A 19,925-nucleotide genomic window follows, 5' to 3' on the forward strand; every position below is an offset into this window, starting at 1 on the left:
TGTGGGGCCCCGTGGGGCCCGTTGCCCCTTGAGTCGCCCGTTGCCATGACCCCTTCCACCAGCGATCGGCCCCAAATGACCGAAACCCTGCCTGCTCGGCCCCTGCTGCAAGCCAAGCAACTTTGCAAAAGCTTCGGGGGCCTGAAAGCCGTGAAGGGAGCCAACATTGAGGTGCGATCGGGCAGTATTACCGGCCTGATTGGCCCCAACGGCGCGGGCAAAACCACCCTCTTTAACCTGCTCTCTAACTTCATTCCCTCCGATAGTGGTGAAGTGTTTTTGGATGGGCAACCCATTCACAATCTGTCGCCCCACCAAATCGCCCGCCAGGGGATGGTGCGAACCTTTCAGGTGGCGCGGGTGCTCTCCCGGCTGTCGGTGTTGGAGAACATGATTTTGGCAGCCCAAGATCAACGGGGCGAACGGTTTTGGGAAGTTTGGACCCAAAGCAACCGCATCCGTCGCCAGCAGCGGGACTTGGAATTGCGAGCCATGGAACTGTTGGAGGCGATCGGCCTGGCCCACATGGCGCGGGAATATGCCGGTTCCCTGTCCGGTGGGCAGCGCAAACTGCTGGAAATGGGACGGGCCCTGATGGTGCAACCCAAGTTGGTGTTGCTGGATGAGCCAGCGGCCGGCGTGAATCCAGCCCTGATTGAGCAAATCTGCGATCGAATCCAAACCTGGAATCGGGAAGGACTGACCTTCCTGATTGTGGAACACAACATGGATGTGATTATGTCCCTGTGCGATCGGGTGTGGGTTTTGGCGGATGGTCAAAATTTAGCGGATGGCTCCCCGGACATGATCCAAGCGGATCCAAGGGTTTTGGAAGCCTATCTGGGGCAAGCCGCATGAGCCGGGCAGCTCGCTGGATGGTTGTTGGCTTGGGGGCGATCGGGCTGGGGTTTGGCCTGGCCTGGCCCTCGGGGGCTCACCAGGTGAAGACGGGAGCCGACGTGGCGGCCCTGTTTCACTTGGAACCCGACCACAATCCCCGATCGGGGGAGCCGGCCACCGTTTGGTTTAGCCTCACTCGCAAAGGCGGCGCAACGATCCCCCTCGATCGCTGTAACTGCCAACTCACCATCAGCCCCCGCTTGCAAAGTCCGACAGCCCCCCAACCCTGGCAACCGCCCCTCACACCCAAGGCCGCCGAAGGGTTTCAAAACATGCCCGGCGCAACCACCGTGTTTCCGGCAGCGGGGGCCTATGACTTGGTGTTGAAAGGTCAGCCGAAACAACCGGGCGACTTCCAACCCTTTGAGTTTCGATACGAAACCACCGTGCTGGCCGGAGCTGCCCCCACGACCAGTCCCGCTCCCGTGGCCGCTGCGATCGCCTCACCAGTGGCCGCCACCGCTGAAACGACCACCGAGACCCCATGGCATTCTGGGGAACTGGTGTGGTTGGGTGTGGGTGGCGTGGGTTTGGGATTTTTGGGACTTTGGGCAATCACCCGATCGCGCCGTTAGCCGAGTTAACCGAGTTAGCCAAGTTAACCAAGTTAACTAAAAAAATCTGGTCGAAAGTCAATTCGTCCAACTGGCTGATTATGACCTTTAGTATCGCTTTGATTATTGCTTCGTAAAGTTAGCAAACCGAGAGGTTGCAAAGCATTTCAATTCGCTACAAGTTAGTGATGTTTGATCGGCTTTTTCCAGTTGCGTCAAGGGATCGAGTTAGGCTGGCCTTAAGCAAGCACCGTTAGGACTCGACGAGTATTATGAGCGAATTTCTAGACTTCCTGAAGCATCAATATGCCTACGTGGCGATCGGGGAATTTCGGCCGGGCAAATTTGCCGAAGCTCAACAATTGTTTGAAGCGGCAGTTTCCACCTACAAACAGGGTTTTGAAGGGGCTTATTTGCTGCAAGAGACCAACAGCGATCGCGGCATTGCGGTGATCTTTTGGGACAACATTGATGATATGGATGCCAATCGCAATGAAGCTTGCGAGGCAATTTTTGCCAAAATGGCTCACCTTTTCCTGAAACCGCCGGTCACGAATTTCTACGAAGTGTGCAGCAAAGTTGATCCCAAACCGGCTGATCGCCCCCTGGCTTCGGTTTAGGCCATTGGTTTAGGCCATTGACGAATGGCGCGGCATTCGGGGCAGAGGCGCGATCGGGATGGATGAGTGGCAACGGGCGCGATCGCTCTTCCAAACCCTGTGGGGCTACGACGGATTTCGCGGCCCCCAGGGCGACATCATCCAAACCATTTTGCAAGGACGGGATCTGTGGGCCCTGTTGCCAACGGGAACCGGTAAATCCTTGTGCTTTCAATTGCCGGCCCTGTTGCGATCGGGCTTGACTGTGGTGGTGTCGCCCCTGGTGTCGCTGATGGATCGGCAAGTGGCAGACCTGCGGGCCAAGGGATTGCCGGCCGCCACCCTGCATAGTGAAGTGCCTCGATCGCAACAAAAAGAGGTGCTCGATCGCTTGGAGCGGGGCCAGTTGCGATTGCTGTATCTGTCACCCGAAACCCTGTTCAGCCAGCGAGTTTGGTCACGGTTGTTGCGGTTAGCTCCCCAAATTCAAGGACTGGCGATCGATGAGGCCCATTGCTTGGCCCAGTGGGGCGAAACCTTTCGGCCCGCCTACCGCCGGTTAGGGATCGCCCGCCAAACCCTGGAAGCAGCGGCCCAAAAGCCAATCCCGATCGCCGCGTTCACGGCCACCGCCACCCCCACCGATCGGTCCATCATTGCCCAAGTGCTGGGGTTGCGGAACCCAGCCCGGTTTGAGCAATCCCCCTATCGAGCCAACCTGCGATTACAGGTGCAGCGCTGTTGGGTTCCCGCCCAGCGTCAGTGGCGTTTGCGGCGGTGGTTACGCGATCGCCCCGGCCAAGGGGGCTTGATTTTTGCCCGCAGCCGCCAAACCTGCGAAGACCTGGCCCGGAATTTGCGCGATCGGGGCCACCAGACAGCCGCCTATCATGCCGGGTTGCCACCGCCCGATCGCCGCCGGTTGGAAGCTCAGTGGGTGGGGGGTGAGTTGCCCTTTTTGGTCTGCACCAGCGCCTTTGGCATGGGGATCGATCGCCCCGATGTGCGCTGGATTGTTCATTGGCATCGACCGCTGATCCCGGCGGAATATGTGCAGGAAATTGGCCGAGCCGGTCGGGATGGGCAACCGGCCGATATTTTGCTGTTGGTCAGTGAACCTACCGGCTGGCTGGACAGCACCGATCGACGGCTCGATCGCCACTTTCAGCAACAAACCCGCCAACAAATTCAAAATTTGGGACTTGTGGCCCGACGTTTGCCCCAGGAAGGCGCGATCGCCGAAATTGCCGATCAGTTTGCTGAAGGGGCGATCGCCCTCAGTTGGCTCCATGCCCTCGGTCAACTGGACTGGCTCGACCCGTTCCACTACAAATTGTCGGGGCAATTGTCGGGGCAATGGTCAGCGGCGATCGCCCGCCAAGCTCGCATGGGTCGATCGGTTGAGCTTTCGATGCGTCGCTACGGGGGCGATCGGGGTTGTCGGTGGCGTTTTCTGTTGCAAGCGTTGGGGTTACCGCCCAAGTCGGCTAACTGGCGCTGTGGTCAGTGCGATCGATGCCGCCACACCGGTCAGCGGTGATTCCTGGGTGGTATTCAGCCAATCTGGATCAAGAACTGGCCCCAGCAAAGGTCAGCAAAAACCGTAAAAGGGCGGCCCCAACGGGTCGCCCTTTCACAAATAAGCGCTAGTGCATTCCTATCAAGGGCTGGAACTGAGCTGAACTGAACCCGATCGCGATCAAGACGAGATGGCTCGATCGCGTTCGGTTCAGAGTTACTCAGCCCCTTGACCCACCAGCTCGCGGGTTTCAGCGGGCGGCGCACCGGCCGTCACGTCCACCTTCACGTTGCGGTCTTCGTCGAGGTCGATCGTGGCCGTGTCGCCGTCCTTGATCCGGCCGGAGAGGATTTCCTCCGCCAGCACGTCTTCCAGCAGGCGCATAATTGCCCGACGCAGTGGCCGCGCCCCGTAGCTGGGGTTGAAGCCCTCTTCGATCAACCGTTCGCGGAACTTGTCGGTTACCGCCAGGGTGATGCCGCGCTCGGTCAAGCGAGCAAACACTTCCTTGAGCAGGATTTCGGCGATTTCCTTCACCTCGTCCTTGCTCAGTTGGCGGAAGACGATGATTTCGTCCAGGCGGTTCAGGAACTCGGGGCGGAAGTAGTTCTTCAGCTCCTCGTTCACCAGGGACTTGATCCGGTTGTACTGAGACTCGGCTTGGTCTTCGCCAAACTCGAAGCCCAGACCGCCGCCACCCTTTTCAATCACCTTGGAACCGATGTTCGAGGTGAGGATAATCAGGGTGTTCTTGAAGTCCACCGTGCGACCCTTGGCATCGGTCAAGCGACCATCTTCCAGGATTTGCAGCAGCATGTTGAACACATCGGGGTGGGCCTTTTCGATTTCATCGAACAGCACCACGGTGTAGGGACGACGACGCACGGCTTCCGTCAATTGGCCGCCTTCGTTGTAGCCCACATAGCCTGGAGGCGAACCGATCAGTTTCGAGACCGTGTGCCGCTCCATGTATTCCGACATGTCGAGGCGGATCATCGCTTCTTCGGAGCCAAAGAAATAGGCCGCCAAGGCCTTGGTCAGCTCGGTTTTCCCAACCCCGGTGGGGCCGGAGAAGATGAAGCTGGCGATCGGGCGGTTGGGGTTCTTCAGACCCACGCGGGCCCGACGAATGGCACGAGACACAGCCTTCACCGCTTCGTCTTGGCCGATCAGCCGCTGGTGCAACACGTCTTCCATGTGCAGCAGCTTTTCGGATTCGGACTCGGTGAGCTTGTTCACCGGCACACCCGTCCAGGAAGCAACGATTTGGGCGATATCCTCTTCGTCCACCACCGGTTGTAGCGGATCATCGGCCCGCTCTTCCGATTTTTTGGTTTGGGCGATGTTGCGGATTTGCTGCTTAATTTCCATTTCCTTGTCGCGCAGCTCGCCGGCCTTGTCAAAGTCCTGCGATCGCACGGCTTCGTCCTTTTGCTTGAGGACTTCCCGCAGCTCCTTGTCCAATTCCTTGGCGGCCGGAGGCAGTTGGGAATTCAGCAAGCGCACCCGCGATCCCGCTTCGTCGATCAAGTCGATCGCCTTGTCCGGCAAGTAACGATCGCTGATGTAGCGATCGGACAGCTTGGCCGCCGCCTCCAGCGCTTCATCGGAAATCTTCAGCTTGTGGTGTTGCTCGTAGCGCTCCCGCAGACCGCGCAGAATCTCGATCGTTTCGTCCACGGTCGGCTCGCCCACCATCACCGGCTGGAAGCGCCGCTCCAGGGCCGCATCCCGCTCGATGTGCTTGCGGTACTCATCCAGGGTTGTTGCGCCGATGCACTGCAATTCGCCCCGTGCGAGGGCTGGCTTCAGTATGTTGGCGGCATCGATCGCCCCTTCCGCAGCACCCGCGCCAATCAGGGTATGGACTTCATCGATCACCAGGATCACGTTACCGGCCTGGCGAATCTCATCCATGATCTTCTTCAGGCGCTCTTCAAACTCCCCGCGATACTTGGTACCGGCCACCAACAGACCGATATCCAGCGTCACGACCCGCTTGTCTTCCAGGATGTCCGGCACATCGCCATTGGCAATCCGTTGGGCCAACCCTTCGGCGATCGCGGTTTTACCCACGCCCGGCTCCCCGATCAACACCGGGTTGTTTTTGGTGCGGCGACCCAAAATCTGAATCACCCGCTCAATTTCCTTCTGGCGACCCACCACCGGATCCAACTTGCCTTCAGCGGCCTGTTGGGTCAGGTTAGCCCCAAACTCATCCAGGGTTGGGGTCTTGGTGCGGCCTTGGGAGCCACCGGCAGTCACTTCCGCCGTTTCGCCCAACATCCGAATCACTTGGGTGCGCACCTTCGACAGGTCAACGCCCAGATTTTCCAGCACTCGGGCCGCGACCCCCTCTCCTTCGCGGATCAGGCCCAGCAGCAGGTGCTCTGTGCCGATGTAGTTGTGACCCAGTTGGCGGGCCTCTTCGAGCGACAGTTCCAGAACCCGCTTGGCCCGGGGCGTGAAGGGAATTTCCACAGCCACGAAACCGGAGCCGCGACCGATAATTTTTTCGACCTCAATCCGAGCGTCCTTGAGGTTGACACCCATGGATTTCAGGACTTTGGCGGCTACACCAGTGCCTTCGCCAATGAGTCCGAGAAGGATTTGCTCAGTGCCCACGAAGTTATGACCCAGGCGGCGGGCCTCTTCTTGGGCGAGCATGATCACCTTAATGGCTTTCTCAGTGAAGCGTTCAAACATTGGCGGTTCCCTATCACCTGCGAAGTGCTGGCAAATCTGATTTTAACACGCGCGGTTTGGGCAGTTTGGGGCTGACCTGGCCGGCAATTGGGGGGCGATCGGGCGGTTTCCCCAACTCGATCAGCTTCCCCTTGGCAAGCTCAAGAACTCGAGAAATTGCCATGAACTTTCGGGGGATTTTGTTCCCCGATGGGGTAGGGGGGGATCAAGCCTTTTGGGCGATCCTGGGGGATGGATTGATGAATGCTTTTAGGATTTTTAAAGAACGTTTGGGTTGAAAATCGGGTCTTGGGATTGCTGATGGCAAGGGCCAGCGGCAAAACGGCCCGATCGGGAGTGAAACATGGGCCAGCTCAAGCGTCAGCCAGAATTTGGCAGACCCCCATTGAGCCAGCGGACTGGGGTGAATCCCAAAAATTGGGTGAACCTGTTGGGCAGGATTGAAAGATAGGTTTTTAATCTAGCGCATGGCTTGGGGAGCTGCCGACCCCGGCGGCTGGGGGCACAATCTCTCCCCACCACTGCCACTGATGTTGCGCCAGTCGATCGCTCAGGTCAGCAGCGGTGCGATCGAGCTGTTGAGCAAACTGGGGCCAATCCAACTTGCCTAACCACAGGATCGCCGCATCTTCGCCATCGGCGTAGTAGCGTTTGCGACGGCCGGCCTCCTGGAAGCCAAATTTTTCGTAAAGCGAGAGGGCGGCTTGGTTGCTGGGTCGCACTTCAAGGGTGGCGCGTTTCATTTCCCGTTGCCGCGCCAATCTCAACAGGCCCCACAGCAGGGTTTGGCCCAAGCCCTGTCGTTGCCACTCGGGCCGCAGGGCGATCGCCGTGATGTGGCACTCGTCAACAATCGCCCAGGCGCAACCAAACCCGATCAGTTGTCCTTGCGGATCGATCGCCCCGAGCAAATCACTATTCGGGCTATCCAGTTCCCGGCGATAGGTGTCGGCGCTCCATAGACCACCCAAGGCTATCTGGTCGATCGCCACCAATTGATCGAGATGGTCATGATTGAGTAGTTGCAAATGGAGCGATCGCATAGGTCAAAATGACAGCTTAAGCCTTAGTTTGACTTAATTCTCTATAACAGTTTCACGCATAATTATAGATTGGATTGAAGATCAACAAAATCTTTTTTATTAATGAATGCATTCATTGTAGATCGCAATTTGGAACGCACTACTTATCTTGGAGAAAGGATTACATTACAGACATTCTAGAACTCCAATCATCACAACAAGTGACAGTTGCCAAAGACCTCTAAGCGATGGAGTCTAGCCCCGAAAATTGGTAAGTATCTTGCAGAACTTCTTTGATTGAGCCTAGCCGATGAAATGACTCAATCAGTTCGTGTGATCGTGTTCTTCGTTGCTTTAGGCGTGTGAACAGTTGTCTCAAAAGCTCTGAATCCGGATCCGCATGGTCATTCAATGCAGATTGAGCGGCTTGCAAAACCTGATTGGCATTGTCAAAAATAGCCTCATTGTCAAAGCCAAATCGTGCAGAAATTTGATGTAACGCCACATCAGGTAGAGTTGATCGGCCTAGTAACGACTTATCCAAGATTATTCCCTTTAATAAGGCCAATAGACTCGCGTACATCGTAAAATCATCGCAACCGTCAAATGCTTTAAACTCAATACGACCTACTTCTGCTGGCAAACGTGCAACTTTTGTGAAGACTGGCTGGCTATAAATTTGTTGTTCAGGCTTTTCCAAAAAAACCCTAACCGTAGATCTTAATCCCGTTCGTATAAATGTTCGAACCGACAAGCCATCCCATAGAGAACCGTTAAAAAAAGGAGAGCTATAGCTAAAAGGAATAATGTAGGGACTATAGTAAATAAGCTTTTGCCCAGCATCAATAACTTCCTCGAATGACATCCCTGTCAACGATAGATTCAAATCTGGCCCATATGAGAGCATCGCGATATGATCTGTTTGATCTTCAGGAAATGCTTCCAGCCACTTTATTTCATACTCGCTCAAAGGAGAATCGAGATCAAAAGTAGTTAAATATGGATTGAATGTCGCTAGTGCGGGAGAAAAACCCAAGTTGGAAGCTGCTTCACGCAGCAAATGGAAGCTTGCTTGCAATTCAGCAATTGTACTTTTAACAGTGGAATGAATAGTTGTCCTAATTTCAATGCCTTTTGGAATAAAAGCAGTTAATTCTCCTGTATTAGAAAATCGCTCCATTCCCTCAAGATACCATCTCTTCTGTCGGATACCAGCATTTCCAATGTGGAGTTGATTGCCATCATTTTCGTAAGAAGGTAGGCGTTCAATAATTTGAGCCAATTCAGAAAATTTTGCTCGCGAAAAATCTGCCAATTGACCTTTGGCGTTAATTAAAGCGACCTCATGCTCAATACCAAACTTAAACATGATCGTAGATGCTAATTGATTGGCGATACCATTATGCATGATAGTACCTTTTCCAGCACTCTCAAGTCTAATGCGGCGACGATCTTTTTGAGGCTCTGGGTATTTCCTAAGTAACAGGAACACAATATGGATTATCCCGAAATAAGTTCCTGTATTAAGTGCGAGGTTGGTCAAATAATAAGAATTAACAATTAACCATAAAATTAGCCATAGATAGAGTGACTGATTTGTAGTGCGGCGGTAATGGTGGTTGAAATTGGTGGTTCAATCCCGGTTCCTAGAGACGCAGAATTACTCTAGTTTGTATCGATTTAGGGAAGGTTGACATCGAACCCCTGCCCATCTTCATTTGCTAATTGAAGTTGCTGACAGCACCGCTCGATACGATCGCCAGGTCAAAGGCGCACTCTATGCCCGCGAGTCGATCGGGGACTATTGGTTAGTAGACTTGGAGCAGCGACACTTAGAAGTTTATCGATCGCCCCGTGTTGATGGCTATGGCGATCAGCTGATTTTGCAACCTGGTGAGACGATCGCCCCGATCGCCTTTCCCGATCGAATTATTGCCGTTGAACAATGCTTTGCAACCTCGTCTAGCCCTTGATTGGCAGTTGAATCAAAAACTCAGTTCCCTGTCCTAATGCTGACTGAACTGTCAAACTGCCGCCATGTTTTTTCTCGACAATTTGGCGGGCGATCGTTAGCCCTAATCCCGTCCCCTTGCCCACGCCCTTTGTGGTAAACAAATGGTCAAAGATCTTGGCTTGCACCTCTTCGCTAATGCCCTTGCCATTATCCCGAATTGAAATCTGCACTTGATCATCAACAAGAGTTGTCCTGATTGTGATGATTTGGGGATGCGCTTCTAATTCCTTGAACGATCGACCCTGCACCATTTCATCAAACACATCGATCGCATTGGCCAGGATATTCATAAATACCTGGTTGATTTGTCCTGGGAAACACTCAACTTCTGGTATGTCTCCGTAGTCAGTTTTGACTTCGATGGCAGGCCGAAACTGATTTGCCTTGAGTCGATATTTCAAAATCAACACCGTGCTGTTAATGCCCTCATGCAAATTAGCACTGACCTTATATTCTGTGTCGGCACGAGAGAAAATGCGAAGGCTGGTGCTGATCGATTTGATTCGATCGGTTGCTCCCTGCATTGAGTTCAGCAACTGGGGTAAATCTTCGCAGATATATTCCAAGTCAATGTCTTCAGCGTGATCTTGAATGGGAATAACTGGATTGGGATAATGTTGCTGATAAAGCGCCAAATGTGCCAATAGGTCTTTAATGTGATCCTTGCCATTGTTAATGCTGCCATTGAGAAAGCCGATCGGGTTGTTAACTTCGTGAGCTACCCCTGCCACGAGGTTTCCGAGAGAAGCCATTTTCTCGCTCTGCACCATTTGCAATTGGGACTGTTCCAATTGTTGAGCATAGGTTTGAGATTGTTGGTAAAGTCGAGCATTTTCCAAAGAAATGGCGGCTTGGCTGCAAAGAAATTTCAAAATAGTGATTCGATCGCTGGTAAACACGCCACTGGTTGATCGATTTTCCAGGTATAAAATAGACCGCACATTTCCTTGGTTAAGAATTGGCAAACACAAGACACTCTTGGGTTGATAGCAGTTTAGATAATCACCAATGACGGGTAAATCGGTATCAAGATCATTGACAACAACTGTCACTGCCCTGTTTTTGACGTATTGAATCAGCTTGATCGGAATGTCGGGGTTATCGTCCAAAGGAGTCGATTGCAATGTCACCTGCTCTGGGTTGGCCATCACTCTCACCTGCCATCGATCGCCCTCCCAAAGGATTAAGGCACATCGATCGGCTCCCGAGTTTTTCAACATCGTCTGAGCTAGGGTTTGCAGCAATTCATCTAGGGCGATCGTACTGACCAGATTTTGAGAGACCTGTAGCAGGGCAGTAAAATCAAGCATTTGGTTAATGCTGCCGCTAGAACTTCCATGCGGAGTGGCGCGTGATGAATCAGCAGGATTTGTGATCGTCGCTAGGGTTTCTAAAAGGGCGAAGGGTTGATTGGCCGCTTGCAGAATCGGTTGTAGTAATTGGGCGTAGCGTTGCTCTAAATCAACCACTTTGGCTTTCGCTCCCCAGCGAGCATAGCCATAGTAGGCTTCCTGCATATAGCTGGCGGCGATTTTCTCCTTACCCCAATCGAGATAAAATTGCGCGGCCAGTTCATATGCTAAAGCTTCTTCTTGAATGAAACCATTAGCTTTAGCACCCGCGATCGCCCGCTCATAGCCATTAATTGCCTCCAAGAAATTGCCCAAAAATCGATGTTTTTCTGCTGTCAGCAGATCCAGTTTATGCTGGTAATTCATCGGGGCATTCTCTGCCCAAGTTGATAGGCTGCTGTGGTGCTGTTCTACCAAGGAGAGTAACTCTAATCGCTCATTTTCGGGCTTGCTGATCGCGATTACCAAACAGGTTAACCCTCCATAAAAATGGATGGCGGGAATATGCAACATTCCGACGATGTTATCTAGATACTGCTTGACTTCATTGAGATATTCAAGGGCAAGCCCATAATCACCAAACAAATAGGCCAAGATCAATTTGTAGGTGTAAGCAATCCCAAGATCAGTGAGTTGCTGATTTTGAAGATGTTTTGGAAAGATTTTCGTCTCGTCATAACGATCGCCAATCAAGAGAGCGGGCTGGCGGTGTGTGACCAACAATCGTTCAAGAAACTCACTCGTCATCTGCAAGTATGCTAGAGCGTTATCTTGCTTTGACGAAGCAATAGCAGAACAGAATTGATCAACCTCGGCTTGCAGTCCAGATAATTCCTTGCCGCCATAGAAATAAGCATAAAAATAGTGGGCTAAACAATAGCCTAAATATAAAAAGTCACCGGCTTCTATACCGGTTAAATACCCCTGCTTGAGCAAAGCAGCCATGGAAGTCATTGATTCTTTCTGGTGCTGAACACAGGCAGCAAAGAAAAGAATGCTCAGGCACTTGTATGCTTTTGTATTGAGCTGATCGATTAGGGTTAAGGACATTTTTCCCAAGCGATAGCCCCGATCGACCTGACCGAACCCCGTGGCTAAAACTAAGCCGTAAGTCGTATAACCAACACTTGAGACAGGTGTGTTGCCAAACTGGAGCGATAAACTCACAATTTTTGCGCAAACAAAGGGCAAAAATGTGGGCTTCGCAATAAATACCATGGGCATAATCATGCCCAGCAATTCCATGGCGGCAATGGTCTTTGGGTCAGTCATCACCGGCAAATTGACCAAATCCTCAATGACCGTTCCCTCTAGCTCAGTTTCCACAGTTTGCAAGGTTTGGGCGATGAGGCTTGGTGTGATGTCGTCGGGAAACTGAACTCCCAATTCAGTGATAGCTTGGGCAGCAATGGCGATCGCCTCTGCCAATTGATTTTGAGCCGTCAACACCCTGACTTGCACCATATAAACAGGCACTTTATCCAAGACGGTTTGAGCTTGCTCTAAAACTTGTTGAACTTGGGCGATCGCTCCCTCAAAATCAGCCTTTAAACAGGCCACATCTGCTGCCATTTGATGGAGTTTTAAGCTCAATTCATACTGGTTTTGCCAAGGCTCTTCTGAAAGTAGCTCCAGCCCGATCGTCACGAGGTCTTGAGCCGCACCGTAAGCCGTTGCCTTTTTCGCCTTGTCAATGGCAGCAAGATTCAGTCGAATCAATGACTCTCGTTCATTTTGCTGACTTAATAGCCCATGCCCCAAATTCAAATGACCAACAATATCAAATAGCTTCTCCTCGCGCTCTGCTGCCGACAAGCGGTTTTGGAGCAACTGACCCATCTTCAGGTGAGTCACCTGTTTTTGATCTTCAGGAATCAGGGAATAAGCAGCCTGTTGCACTCGGTCATGGAAAAAACGGTATTGAATTTGCCCAGAAATTTCTTCGCTCCAGGCTTGATCGACCTGGGACGAATCACGATCCGCATAGAACTTATAAATCTTGCCCTCCGGCAAAATTAGCCCCTCTTGCAATGCTGGCCATAGGGCTGAAGCCGCTTGAATTTCGTTTTGTTCTGAAACAATCGCCAAGGTCTTGAGGTCAAACTTAGCCCCAACACAAGCGGCAAACTTCAGTTGTTCTTGGGTGACCATGGGTAGCTTTTGGAGCTGCAAGGCCATGAACTCCACCACATCATCCGTTAAGGCTGCGTCCTGTACTGGTACTAAGTCGCATTGCCAGTGACCCGCCTCCCGATCGAAGGTAATGAGACTATCTTGGTGTAGTGCTTTGAGGAATTGGGTCGCAAAGAATGGGTTGCCCTGGGTTTTTTGCATCACCAGATGGGTCAAGGGCTGCACTTTGCTGTTTGAGGTTCGGAAAGTATCAGCAATTAACTGGTTGAGACTCTCCGCACTTAAGGGGCCGAGGGTGAGGGTCGTCAGGGAAACATGGGCCTCTTCTAAGGCTTTTACTGTGATTAAAAAGGGATGGCCGGGCAACACTTCATTATCTCGATAGGCTCCCAAAACCAAGAGACATTGAGCATGGGAGCGAGCCTCTGTTAACAGATTTTGCATCAATCCCAAAGAAGTTGAATCAGCCCATTGCAGATCATCGATAAAAATGACGAGGGGATGATCTGATTTTGCAAAAACTTGAATGAAATTTTGAAATAAGTGGTTAAAACGATTTTGGGCAGCTTCACCAGAAAGCTCTGGAGCGGGCGGCTGCGGTCCAATAACTTGTTCCAGCTCAGGAATGAGATCGATCAGAATTTGACCATTGCTGCCCACGGCTTCCAGAATATGGGTTTTCCATTGGGCTAATTGCGCATCAGATTCTGACAAAAGCTGTCCCATCAGGTCGCGCAATGCTTGTACAAACGCAAAGAGGGGAATACTGCGATTGAATTGATCAAATTTGCCCTTAATGAAATAGCCTTTTTTCTGAGTGATGGGCTTGTGAACTTCGTTAACAACAGCGGTTTTGCCAATTCCAGAGAATCCCGCCACTAGCATCAATTCTGAACGGCCTTGAGCAACCCGATCAAAGGCTTTCAGGAGCGCTTGAACTTCCGTTTCGCGGCCATAGAGTTTTTCAGGAATCAGGAAGCGATCGCTTAAATCCCGTTGACCCAATTCAAAATCAGCAACAGTGCCTGTGTCCTGCCACTGGTTCAAGCATTGTTGTAAATCATGTTTGAGTCCCAAAGCACTTTGATAGCGATCCTCAGCATTTTTGGCAATCAATTTAGAAACGATCGCCCCTACGATGGCTGGAATGGCTGGATTGATTTGCTCAACGGGTGTGGGTACTTTGGCAATATGACAATGCACCAGTTCCATTGGATCCTCTGACTCAAAGGGCAATTGGCCACTGAGTAGTTGATATAAGGTCACACCCAAGGCATAAAAATCCGCGCGATAGTCAATCCCCCGGTTCATGCGTCCGGTTTGCTCCGGCGCAAGATAAGTTAGGGTTCCTTCAAGAACATTCGGGTTTTGAATTTCCTGTGTCTCTTTGGGCAATAGGGACGCGATGCTAAAGTCAATGAGTTTGACTTGCTTGGATTCTGGATGAATTAGAATATTGGCCGGCTTAATATCTTTATGAATGACCCGTTGCTGATGCAGGTTATGCAGAATGGTGGTCAGTTGCAGGGCAATGTTGAGTACATCACCTAAGCTGAGTTGTTGCTGCTGACAATATTGCTGAAGAGAAATGCTGCCACAGTCTTCCATGATCAGGGCATAGCTATTGCCGATCGGCTCCAAATCTAAAGGCTGCACAATGCCTGGAACATCAAGATTTTGAGTGATGGCGTATTGATTTCGGAATTGAATTAATTCACTAAAGGTGGGATAGCTTGAATGCAGCGCTTTTAGAATTACTAGTCGCTGACTATGGTGCTGGACGGCGCGATAAACGGATGTACGTGACCCACGGTGAATTTGTTCAACAATTCTATAGCCAGGAACTTCAGGAAAAGAATTGATTGAAGAAGCATTCAGTGGAGACATCTAAATTAATCCGTGATGAAGCGTTGATAGAGTTGAAATTGATCGTGTTTTCATCAACTCAGACATCTAGCTTAGCAATTTCTTTTGGTCAGGTGTCAATCTTAATGTTTGTGCTGAGGGTGATGACGATCACCTGATTTTGTAACCTGGTGAACCGATCGCCTTTTTTGATCGCCTTTTTTTGATCGCATGGTTGCTGTTACGCATGGTTTTGCTGCCCATTCTCACGCATTAAAAAAGCTTGGGCGATCGCCCCTGATGGTTTCTAGAATGGGAACCGTAGCCTTGGGAGTTGGCGGCAATGGTGCGATTGGCGCGGTGGCAGTGGGTGGTGTTGGCGCTGCCGTTGGTGACGATAGTGGGGGTGGTGCTGTGGGCGGCCGGCTCCCAGTTGCACGCTTGGGGCTTGAGTTGGATTTGGGGACTGTTTACCCTGATGCTGGTGGGCTGGCGCTGGTTGCTGGTGCGCTGGACAAAATCCATGGTGGGGCAAGTGGAAGCGGCGATCGCCTCGGCGGGGCTGGCGGACTGGGAACAGCGGGGCGATCATGTTGCTGTGCCGGTGAATGAAGGTGCGTTGGCGCGGGCGGAAGTGGCCTTAACGGAACTGTTGCAAGCTGCCCAAAACGACCCGGCCCCTTGGGAAAATTGGGATCAGTTTTGGCAGCGTTGTTTGAGCTTAACGACGGCGGTGGCTCGGGCCTATTACCCGGAGGCTAGCTATCCCTTACTCAGTATCTATGTGCCCCAAGCCTATCGGTTGATGCGGGGGACGGTGGATGATTTGGATCGCTGGATGCAGCAACTGGAGCCGGTTTTGGGCCAGGTGACCGTGGGCCAAGCCTACGAGACCTATACGCTGTATCAAAAGCTGGAGCCTTCCATGCGCAAGGCGTTTCGGGCTTGGCAGTGGGCCCAGTGGTTTTTGAATCCGGTGGCGGCGGCGGCTCGAACGATCACCCAAGGCTCCAGCACTCGGGCCGATCGCGCCCTGTTGGCAAATTTGGGGCAAGTGTTGCGGGAAACGGCTTTGCGGAATTTGGCGCGCCAGGCGATCGCCCTGTACGGTGGGGCCGGGTTGCCGCCGGAAAATTTTGCCCCGATCGCCTCACCCATTCCCCAGGCCCAAACCGAAACCCTGCAAGCCTTGATTGCCCAAGCGGAACCGGAAGAGGCGATCGCCACCGCTGTGGTGAATGTGTTGTTGTTGGGGCGAACGGGGGCCGGCAAAAGTAGCCTGGTGAATGGGCTATTTGCGGCGGAGTTGGCGGAAACGGATGTGCTGCCCAACACCGATCGGGTGGTGAGCTATGAGTGGGTGGCCGCCACGGGCGATCGGTTGCGGCTGTGGGACTCACCGGGCTATGAACAGGCGGGTAACCCAACGGCCGGAGAGCGGGCCCGGGCGGCCGCTCGGGCCGCAGACGTGATCCTGTTGGTGACTCCAGCGCTGGATCCGGCGCTACAGATAGATTTGGACTGCTTGCGAGATTTGCAGGCCGCTGGGGTAACAGCTCCGGTGATTGGGGTCATTTCCCAGGTGGATCGCTTGCGGCCCCTGCGGGAGTGGCAACCGCCCTACGACTGGTTAGGGGGCGATCGACCCAAGGAGCAATCGATGCGGGAAGCGGTGCAATATCGCGCCGAGCTGCTGGGGGCACATTGCGATCAATTCTTGCCTGTGGTGTTGGGAGAGCGGGGGCCTTGGGGGCTGGAAACCCTGTCCCTGGCATTACTCGAGGCGATCGGCCCAGCCCAGGAACTTCGCTTGGCCCGCTTCCTGCGCGATCGGGAAGCCCGCGCCACGGCCGCCGCTCGCATCATCGATCAATATGTGTTCCAAATGTCCACCGCCCAAGGGCTGGCCCTGTTTCTCAAAAGCCCCGTTCTGCAACTCATTTCGCGGGTGATGACCGGCTCTCCAACCTTGGCCTATCTGTTGGCCGAGCGCATCCCGATCGAGCAATTGCCCCTGGTGGTTGGTAAATTGCAACTGGCCTACGACCTGTTTAGCCTACTGCAACCCACAGCAGGCCTGGACGGCGAAGCGCGATCGCGCAACTTAGATTGGTTGTCCCTGTGGCCGCTGGTGACCGACAATGGTCAGCCACCGGAGCGGGAAGCTTGGGCCTTGGGCCATGCCTTGGTGGAACATTGGAGCCAAGAAACCCCGGCCAATACCCTGCGCGATCGGGTGCAGTTCTATCGCCAAGCGCGATTGGTCTAGGCAAAATTGGTTTAGAACCGCTGGAACGGGCGATCGCCGCCGATGAATCTCCATGGCGAAGGAACGCGCCTTGACCCGAACGGAGTTGAAATTTCGCGCTAATCGCATCTCTGCTGATTTTTGGCGAAAAATTGAGCAAAATCATTCCAGAACCTTAACGCACCACTGATCGGCAGCTAAGGTGGGGGATTAATTTGTGATGATGCATTATCGAAACTTTAACTACAAATATCACAAATTTACGGCGGCCATTCGGATCATCCGTTAACATTGGAGAAGACCTGGTGCTATTTGCACATTTTGCAACTCAAATTTAAAGTTCTAATACGCTGGTACTCTTTATAAATATTCAATCCAATGCAGATATTCATAATTATGGTCTGTCCTGGGCTGATTGTTTGATGTTTAGTGTTTGGATAGCTTGCTAAGAGTTATCCCTAAGTAGATGTCTGAAAAGCCATAGCTACTCCTTTCAGGTGTCATCGCAGATAAGGGGCTTAAGCTCCTTGCCTTCGTGATGATTCGTGCTTGGCAAATAATCCAAGACGCTTTTCAGACATCGACTCAGCAAGATTGCTAATTTTCCTTCCATTCAACAACTGACTGTTATGTCAAACCAGTTTCTTGGCATCACTGAAAAACTCAGTTTCCTGATTCAGCAAACCCCCTTAGCGCTGATTGAATGGAACCAAGATTTCTGTGTCATCAGTTGGAACCCGGCTGCCGAAAAAATCTTTGGCTATTCTGCGGAAGAAATTTATCTACAACCGGTTAGCCATATCGTGTCGCCAACCGTGCAAACCGAAATTAAGCCGCTGATGGTAGCCCTCTTACAGGAGCGAAAAACGGTTGTTTGTCAAAATGAGAATATCTGCAAAGACGGCAGTGTCATTATTTGTGAATGGATTAACACGCCGGTTTTTGATGACCAAGATCAGATGCTATCCATTTACTCGATCGCCCAGAATGTGACCGATCGAGTGATGGCCGAACGACGTTTGCAAGAATCCGAGGCTCAGCTCTTAGAAAAGTCCACGACCCTTGAGCAGGTGGTGGAACAGCTTCAGCAAGCGCAAATTCAACTGGTACAAAGTGAAAAAATGTCGGCCCTGGGGAATTTGGTCGCCGGGGTGGCCCATGAAATTAATAATCCTTTGGGGTTTTTAAAGGGCAATATTCGCCCTGCGTTGGAGCACCTAGAGGATCTGTTTGCCCTGTTGGATGCCTATGCGGAACATCACCCCGATCCCCATCAGCAGGTGCAACAACTCATTGAAGAAGTGGACTTAGAATTCATTCGCCAGGACTTGCCCAAGCTTTTGGAGTCGATGAATCAGGGAATTGATCGCATTAAAACGATTAGTGATAGCTTAAGAACCTTCTCGCGCTTAGATAGTGAATATCCAGTTAGTTTTGATTTGCAAGATGGATTGGACAGCACAATTTTATTGTTAAAACATCGCCTGAAGTCCCATGATCATCGGCCCGCCATTCAGGTCATTAAAAACTATGGTGATGTGCCTGAAGTGGAATGCTTTGCCGGTCAACTGAATCAGGTGTTTATGAATTTGCTAGCTAATGCGATCGATGAACTGGATGAAGCTTGCCGCGATCGCCCTGTCCAGGCGCTTAGCAAAAATCCCCCCCAAATCATCATCACCACTGCCCTCTCGGCGGATCAAAAATCGGTTCACCTATCCATCCAGGACAATGGGCGCGGCATTGCTGAGGAGCTACAAAGCCAAATTTTTGAGCATTTATTTACAACTAAATTGGTGGGCAAAGGAACCGGCTTGGGCTTAACCCTGTCTCGACAAGTGATTGAAGAAAAGCATGGCGGTCGATTGTGGTTGGAGTCCCAGTTAGGGGCGGGTACAACCTTTATGATTGAGTTGCCGCTGGTTTGTGTAGACAGGAGTTAGGATTGAGCGTCACGGGTCAGGAAGTTGCATCGCTGCAACTTGGGATGCAACTGGAATCGATGCGGATGGCATCGATCGCCCTGTCGGTGGCGGGGAGTCGGCATCGGCGGGCGGCGGAACCTTGCCAAGATGCCAGTGGTTGGGCCTTGGGCGATCGGGCAGGATTTGCGGTGGTGGCCGACGGAGCCGGATCGGCCAGTGCCTCCGATTTGGGGGCCCAGGTGGCGGTGGAAACGGTTTTAACGCTGTTGCCCCGTTGGCAGCGGCGGCGATCGCCCCGATCGTTGGCGGATTGGTTGCCGTTGTTGCGGGCGGTGGTGCGGGCGGCTCGGTGGGCGGTCGATCGGGCCGCACGCGATCGGGATTTGGCCTTGCGAGAGTTGGCTTGCACCTTGGTGGTGACGGTGGCCTTACCAACGGGATTGGCGATCGGCCAAATTGGTGATGGGGCGGTGGTGATTCAAGATGCCCAGGGCAACTGGCAAACGCTCACGCAGCCGGAACAGGGAGAATTTGCTAACGAAACCCGATTTTTGCAGGAGCCAGGGGCCGCCCGATCGCCTCAGTTGGTCACTTGGCTTGGTGATTGGCAGTCTCTCGCGCTCTTTTCCGATGGTTTGCAGCGCTTGGCCTTACAGGAACCCGATCAATCGCCTTTTCAGCCCTTTTTTCAGCCGTTGTTTCGGTTTTTAGCCCAAAGCCAAGATCTGGCCGTCGTGATCGATCGGCTGCGGGCGTTTTTAGAGTCCGATCGAATCGCCCAGCGCACCGATGATGATGTCACACTAATTTTGGTTCAGCGTTTGGCTGATTGAACCGAAGCCTCATTCCAAAAACAATCCCAAAAGCAATCCCAAAAGCAATCCCAACAACACTCTCAACAACACTCTTAAAACTAGCTATGCAACCGGATTTGCCCCCCAACTCCAATCCTCCAACGGCTCCCCGATCGCCCGATCAGCTCCTGCAAGCAACCCAGTGGATCGTGCTGGGGGCCATTGCCCTGGCTTGGGTTGGCCCAGCCTTCAGCCCCAGCGCCGAACCCGTCCCCGAAACCCCCAAACCGGCGATCGAACAGGGGCGTTAGGGC

General features: G+C 52.4%; 12 protein-coding genes and 1 pseudogene. 9 read left to right on the top strand and 4 right to left on the bottom strand.

The genetic code is table 11. The annotated features are described in order from the left end of the window. Positions 1-45: 45 nt before the first annotated feature. From AMR42_RS01930 to AMR42_RS01945, 4 genes are all read left to right on the top strand, one after another. Complete coding sequence (locus AMR42_RS01930; protein ID WP_234406489.1) at positions 46-858, top strand: ABC transporter ATP-binding protein; 813 nt, start codon at positions 46-48, stop codon at positions 856-858. After that, entirely contained in the window at positions 855-1,475 is a 621-nt protein-coding gene (locus AMR42_RS01935) for a hypothetical protein (RefSeq protein WP_234406490.1), read from the top strand. Before AMR42_RS01930 ends, AMR42_RS01935 begins: the two co-directional genes overlap by 4 nt. 251 nt (positions 1,476-1,726) lie before the next feature. Further along, positions 1,727-2,074 carry an antibiotic biosynthesis monooxygenase gene (locus AMR42_RS01940; RefSeq protein ID WP_190354108.1) on the top strand — a complete coding sequence of 116 codons (348 nt, stop codon included), beginning with the start codon at positions 1,727-1,729 and terminating at the stop codon, positions 2,072-2,074. Positions 2,075-2,132: 58 nt separating this feature from the next. Next, positions 2,133-3,593, top strand: a complete 1,461-nt coding sequence (locus AMR42_RS01945; protein WP_099531779.1) for an ATP-dependent DNA helicase RecQ — start codon at positions 2,133-2,135, stop codon at positions 3,591-3,593. 195 nt (positions 3,594-3,788) lie between these two features. On the opposite strand, the gene AMR42_RS01950 is transcribed toward AMR42_RS01945, so the two are convergent. From AMR42_RS01950 to AMR42_RS01965, 3 genes are all read right to left on the bottom strand, one after another. Then, a complete protein-coding gene (locus tag AMR42_RS01950) occupies positions 3,789-6,278 on the bottom strand; it encodes an ATP-dependent Clp protease ATP-binding subunit (protein WP_199291434.1) in 2,490 nt (829 codons plus the stop codon). Positions 6,279-6,733: 455 nt separating this feature from the next. Further along, positions 6,734-7,321, bottom strand: a complete 588-nt coding sequence (rimI, locus tag AMR42_RS01960) for a ribosomal protein S18-alanine N-acetyltransferase (protein ID WP_099531781.1) — start codon at positions 7,319-7,321, stop codon at positions 6,734-6,736. Positions 7,322-7,541: 220 nt separating this feature from the next. After that, entirely contained in the window at positions 7,542-8,669 is a 1,128-nt protein-coding gene (locus AMR42_RS01965) for a glutamate--cysteine ligase (RefSeq protein WP_099531850.1), read from the bottom strand. A gap of 343 nt (positions 8,670-9,012) precedes the next feature. Here AMR42_RS01965 and AMR42_RS01970 point away from each other — a divergent pair. Next, positions 9,013-9,273, top strand: a pseudogene (locus AMR42_RS01970) (Uma2 family endonuclease); the annotation flags it as partial. Here the strand turns inward: AMR42_RS01970 and AMR42_RS01975 are convergent. Further along, on the bottom strand, positions 9,263-14,686 hold the full coding sequence (locus tag AMR42_RS01975) for an ATP-binding sensor histidine kinase (RefSeq protein ID WP_099531783.1): 5,424 nt from the start codon (positions 14,684-14,686) through the stop codon (positions 9,263-9,265). The pseudogene AMR42_RS01970 and the gene AMR42_RS01975 overlap by 11 nt on opposite strands. Positions 14,687-14,987: 301 nt before the next feature. On the opposite strand from AMR42_RS01975, the gene AMR42_RS01980 reads away from it, so the two are divergent. The 4 genes from AMR42_RS01980 (at position 14,988) to AMR42_RS01995 (ending at position 19,922) form a co-directional block, all read left to right on the top strand. Further along, positions 14,988-16,913, top strand: coding sequence for a GTPase family protein (locus tag AMR42_RS01980; RefSeq protein WP_099531784.1), 1,926 nt, complete (start codon positions 14,988-14,990; stop codon positions 16,911-16,913). Positions 16,914-17,521: 608 nt separating this feature from the next. Beyond that, the gene (locus tag AMR42_RS01985) at positions 17,522-18,835 is read left to right on the top strand and encodes an ATP-binding protein (protein ID WP_099531785.1); all 1,314 of its coding nucleotides are present in this window, start codon (positions 17,522-17,524) and stop codon (positions 18,833-18,835) included. 44 nt (positions 18,836-18,879) lie between these two features. After that, positions 18,880-19,650, top strand: coding sequence for a PP2C family serine/threonine-protein phosphatase (locus AMR42_RS01990; protein WP_099531786.1), 771 nt, complete (start codon positions 18,880-18,882; stop codon positions 19,648-19,650). A gap of 86 nt (positions 19,651-19,736) precedes the next feature. Beyond that, complete coding sequence (locus tag AMR42_RS01995; protein WP_099531787.1) at positions 19,737-19,922, top strand: hypothetical protein; 186 nt, start codon at positions 19,737-19,739, stop codon at positions 19,920-19,922. Positions 19,923-19,925: the final 3 nt, after the last annotated feature.

This window comes from Limnothrix sp. PR1529 (assembly GCF_002742025.1).
GTDB lineage: Bacteria > Cyanobacteriota > Cyanobacteriia > CACIAM-69d > CACIAM-69d > CACIAM-69d.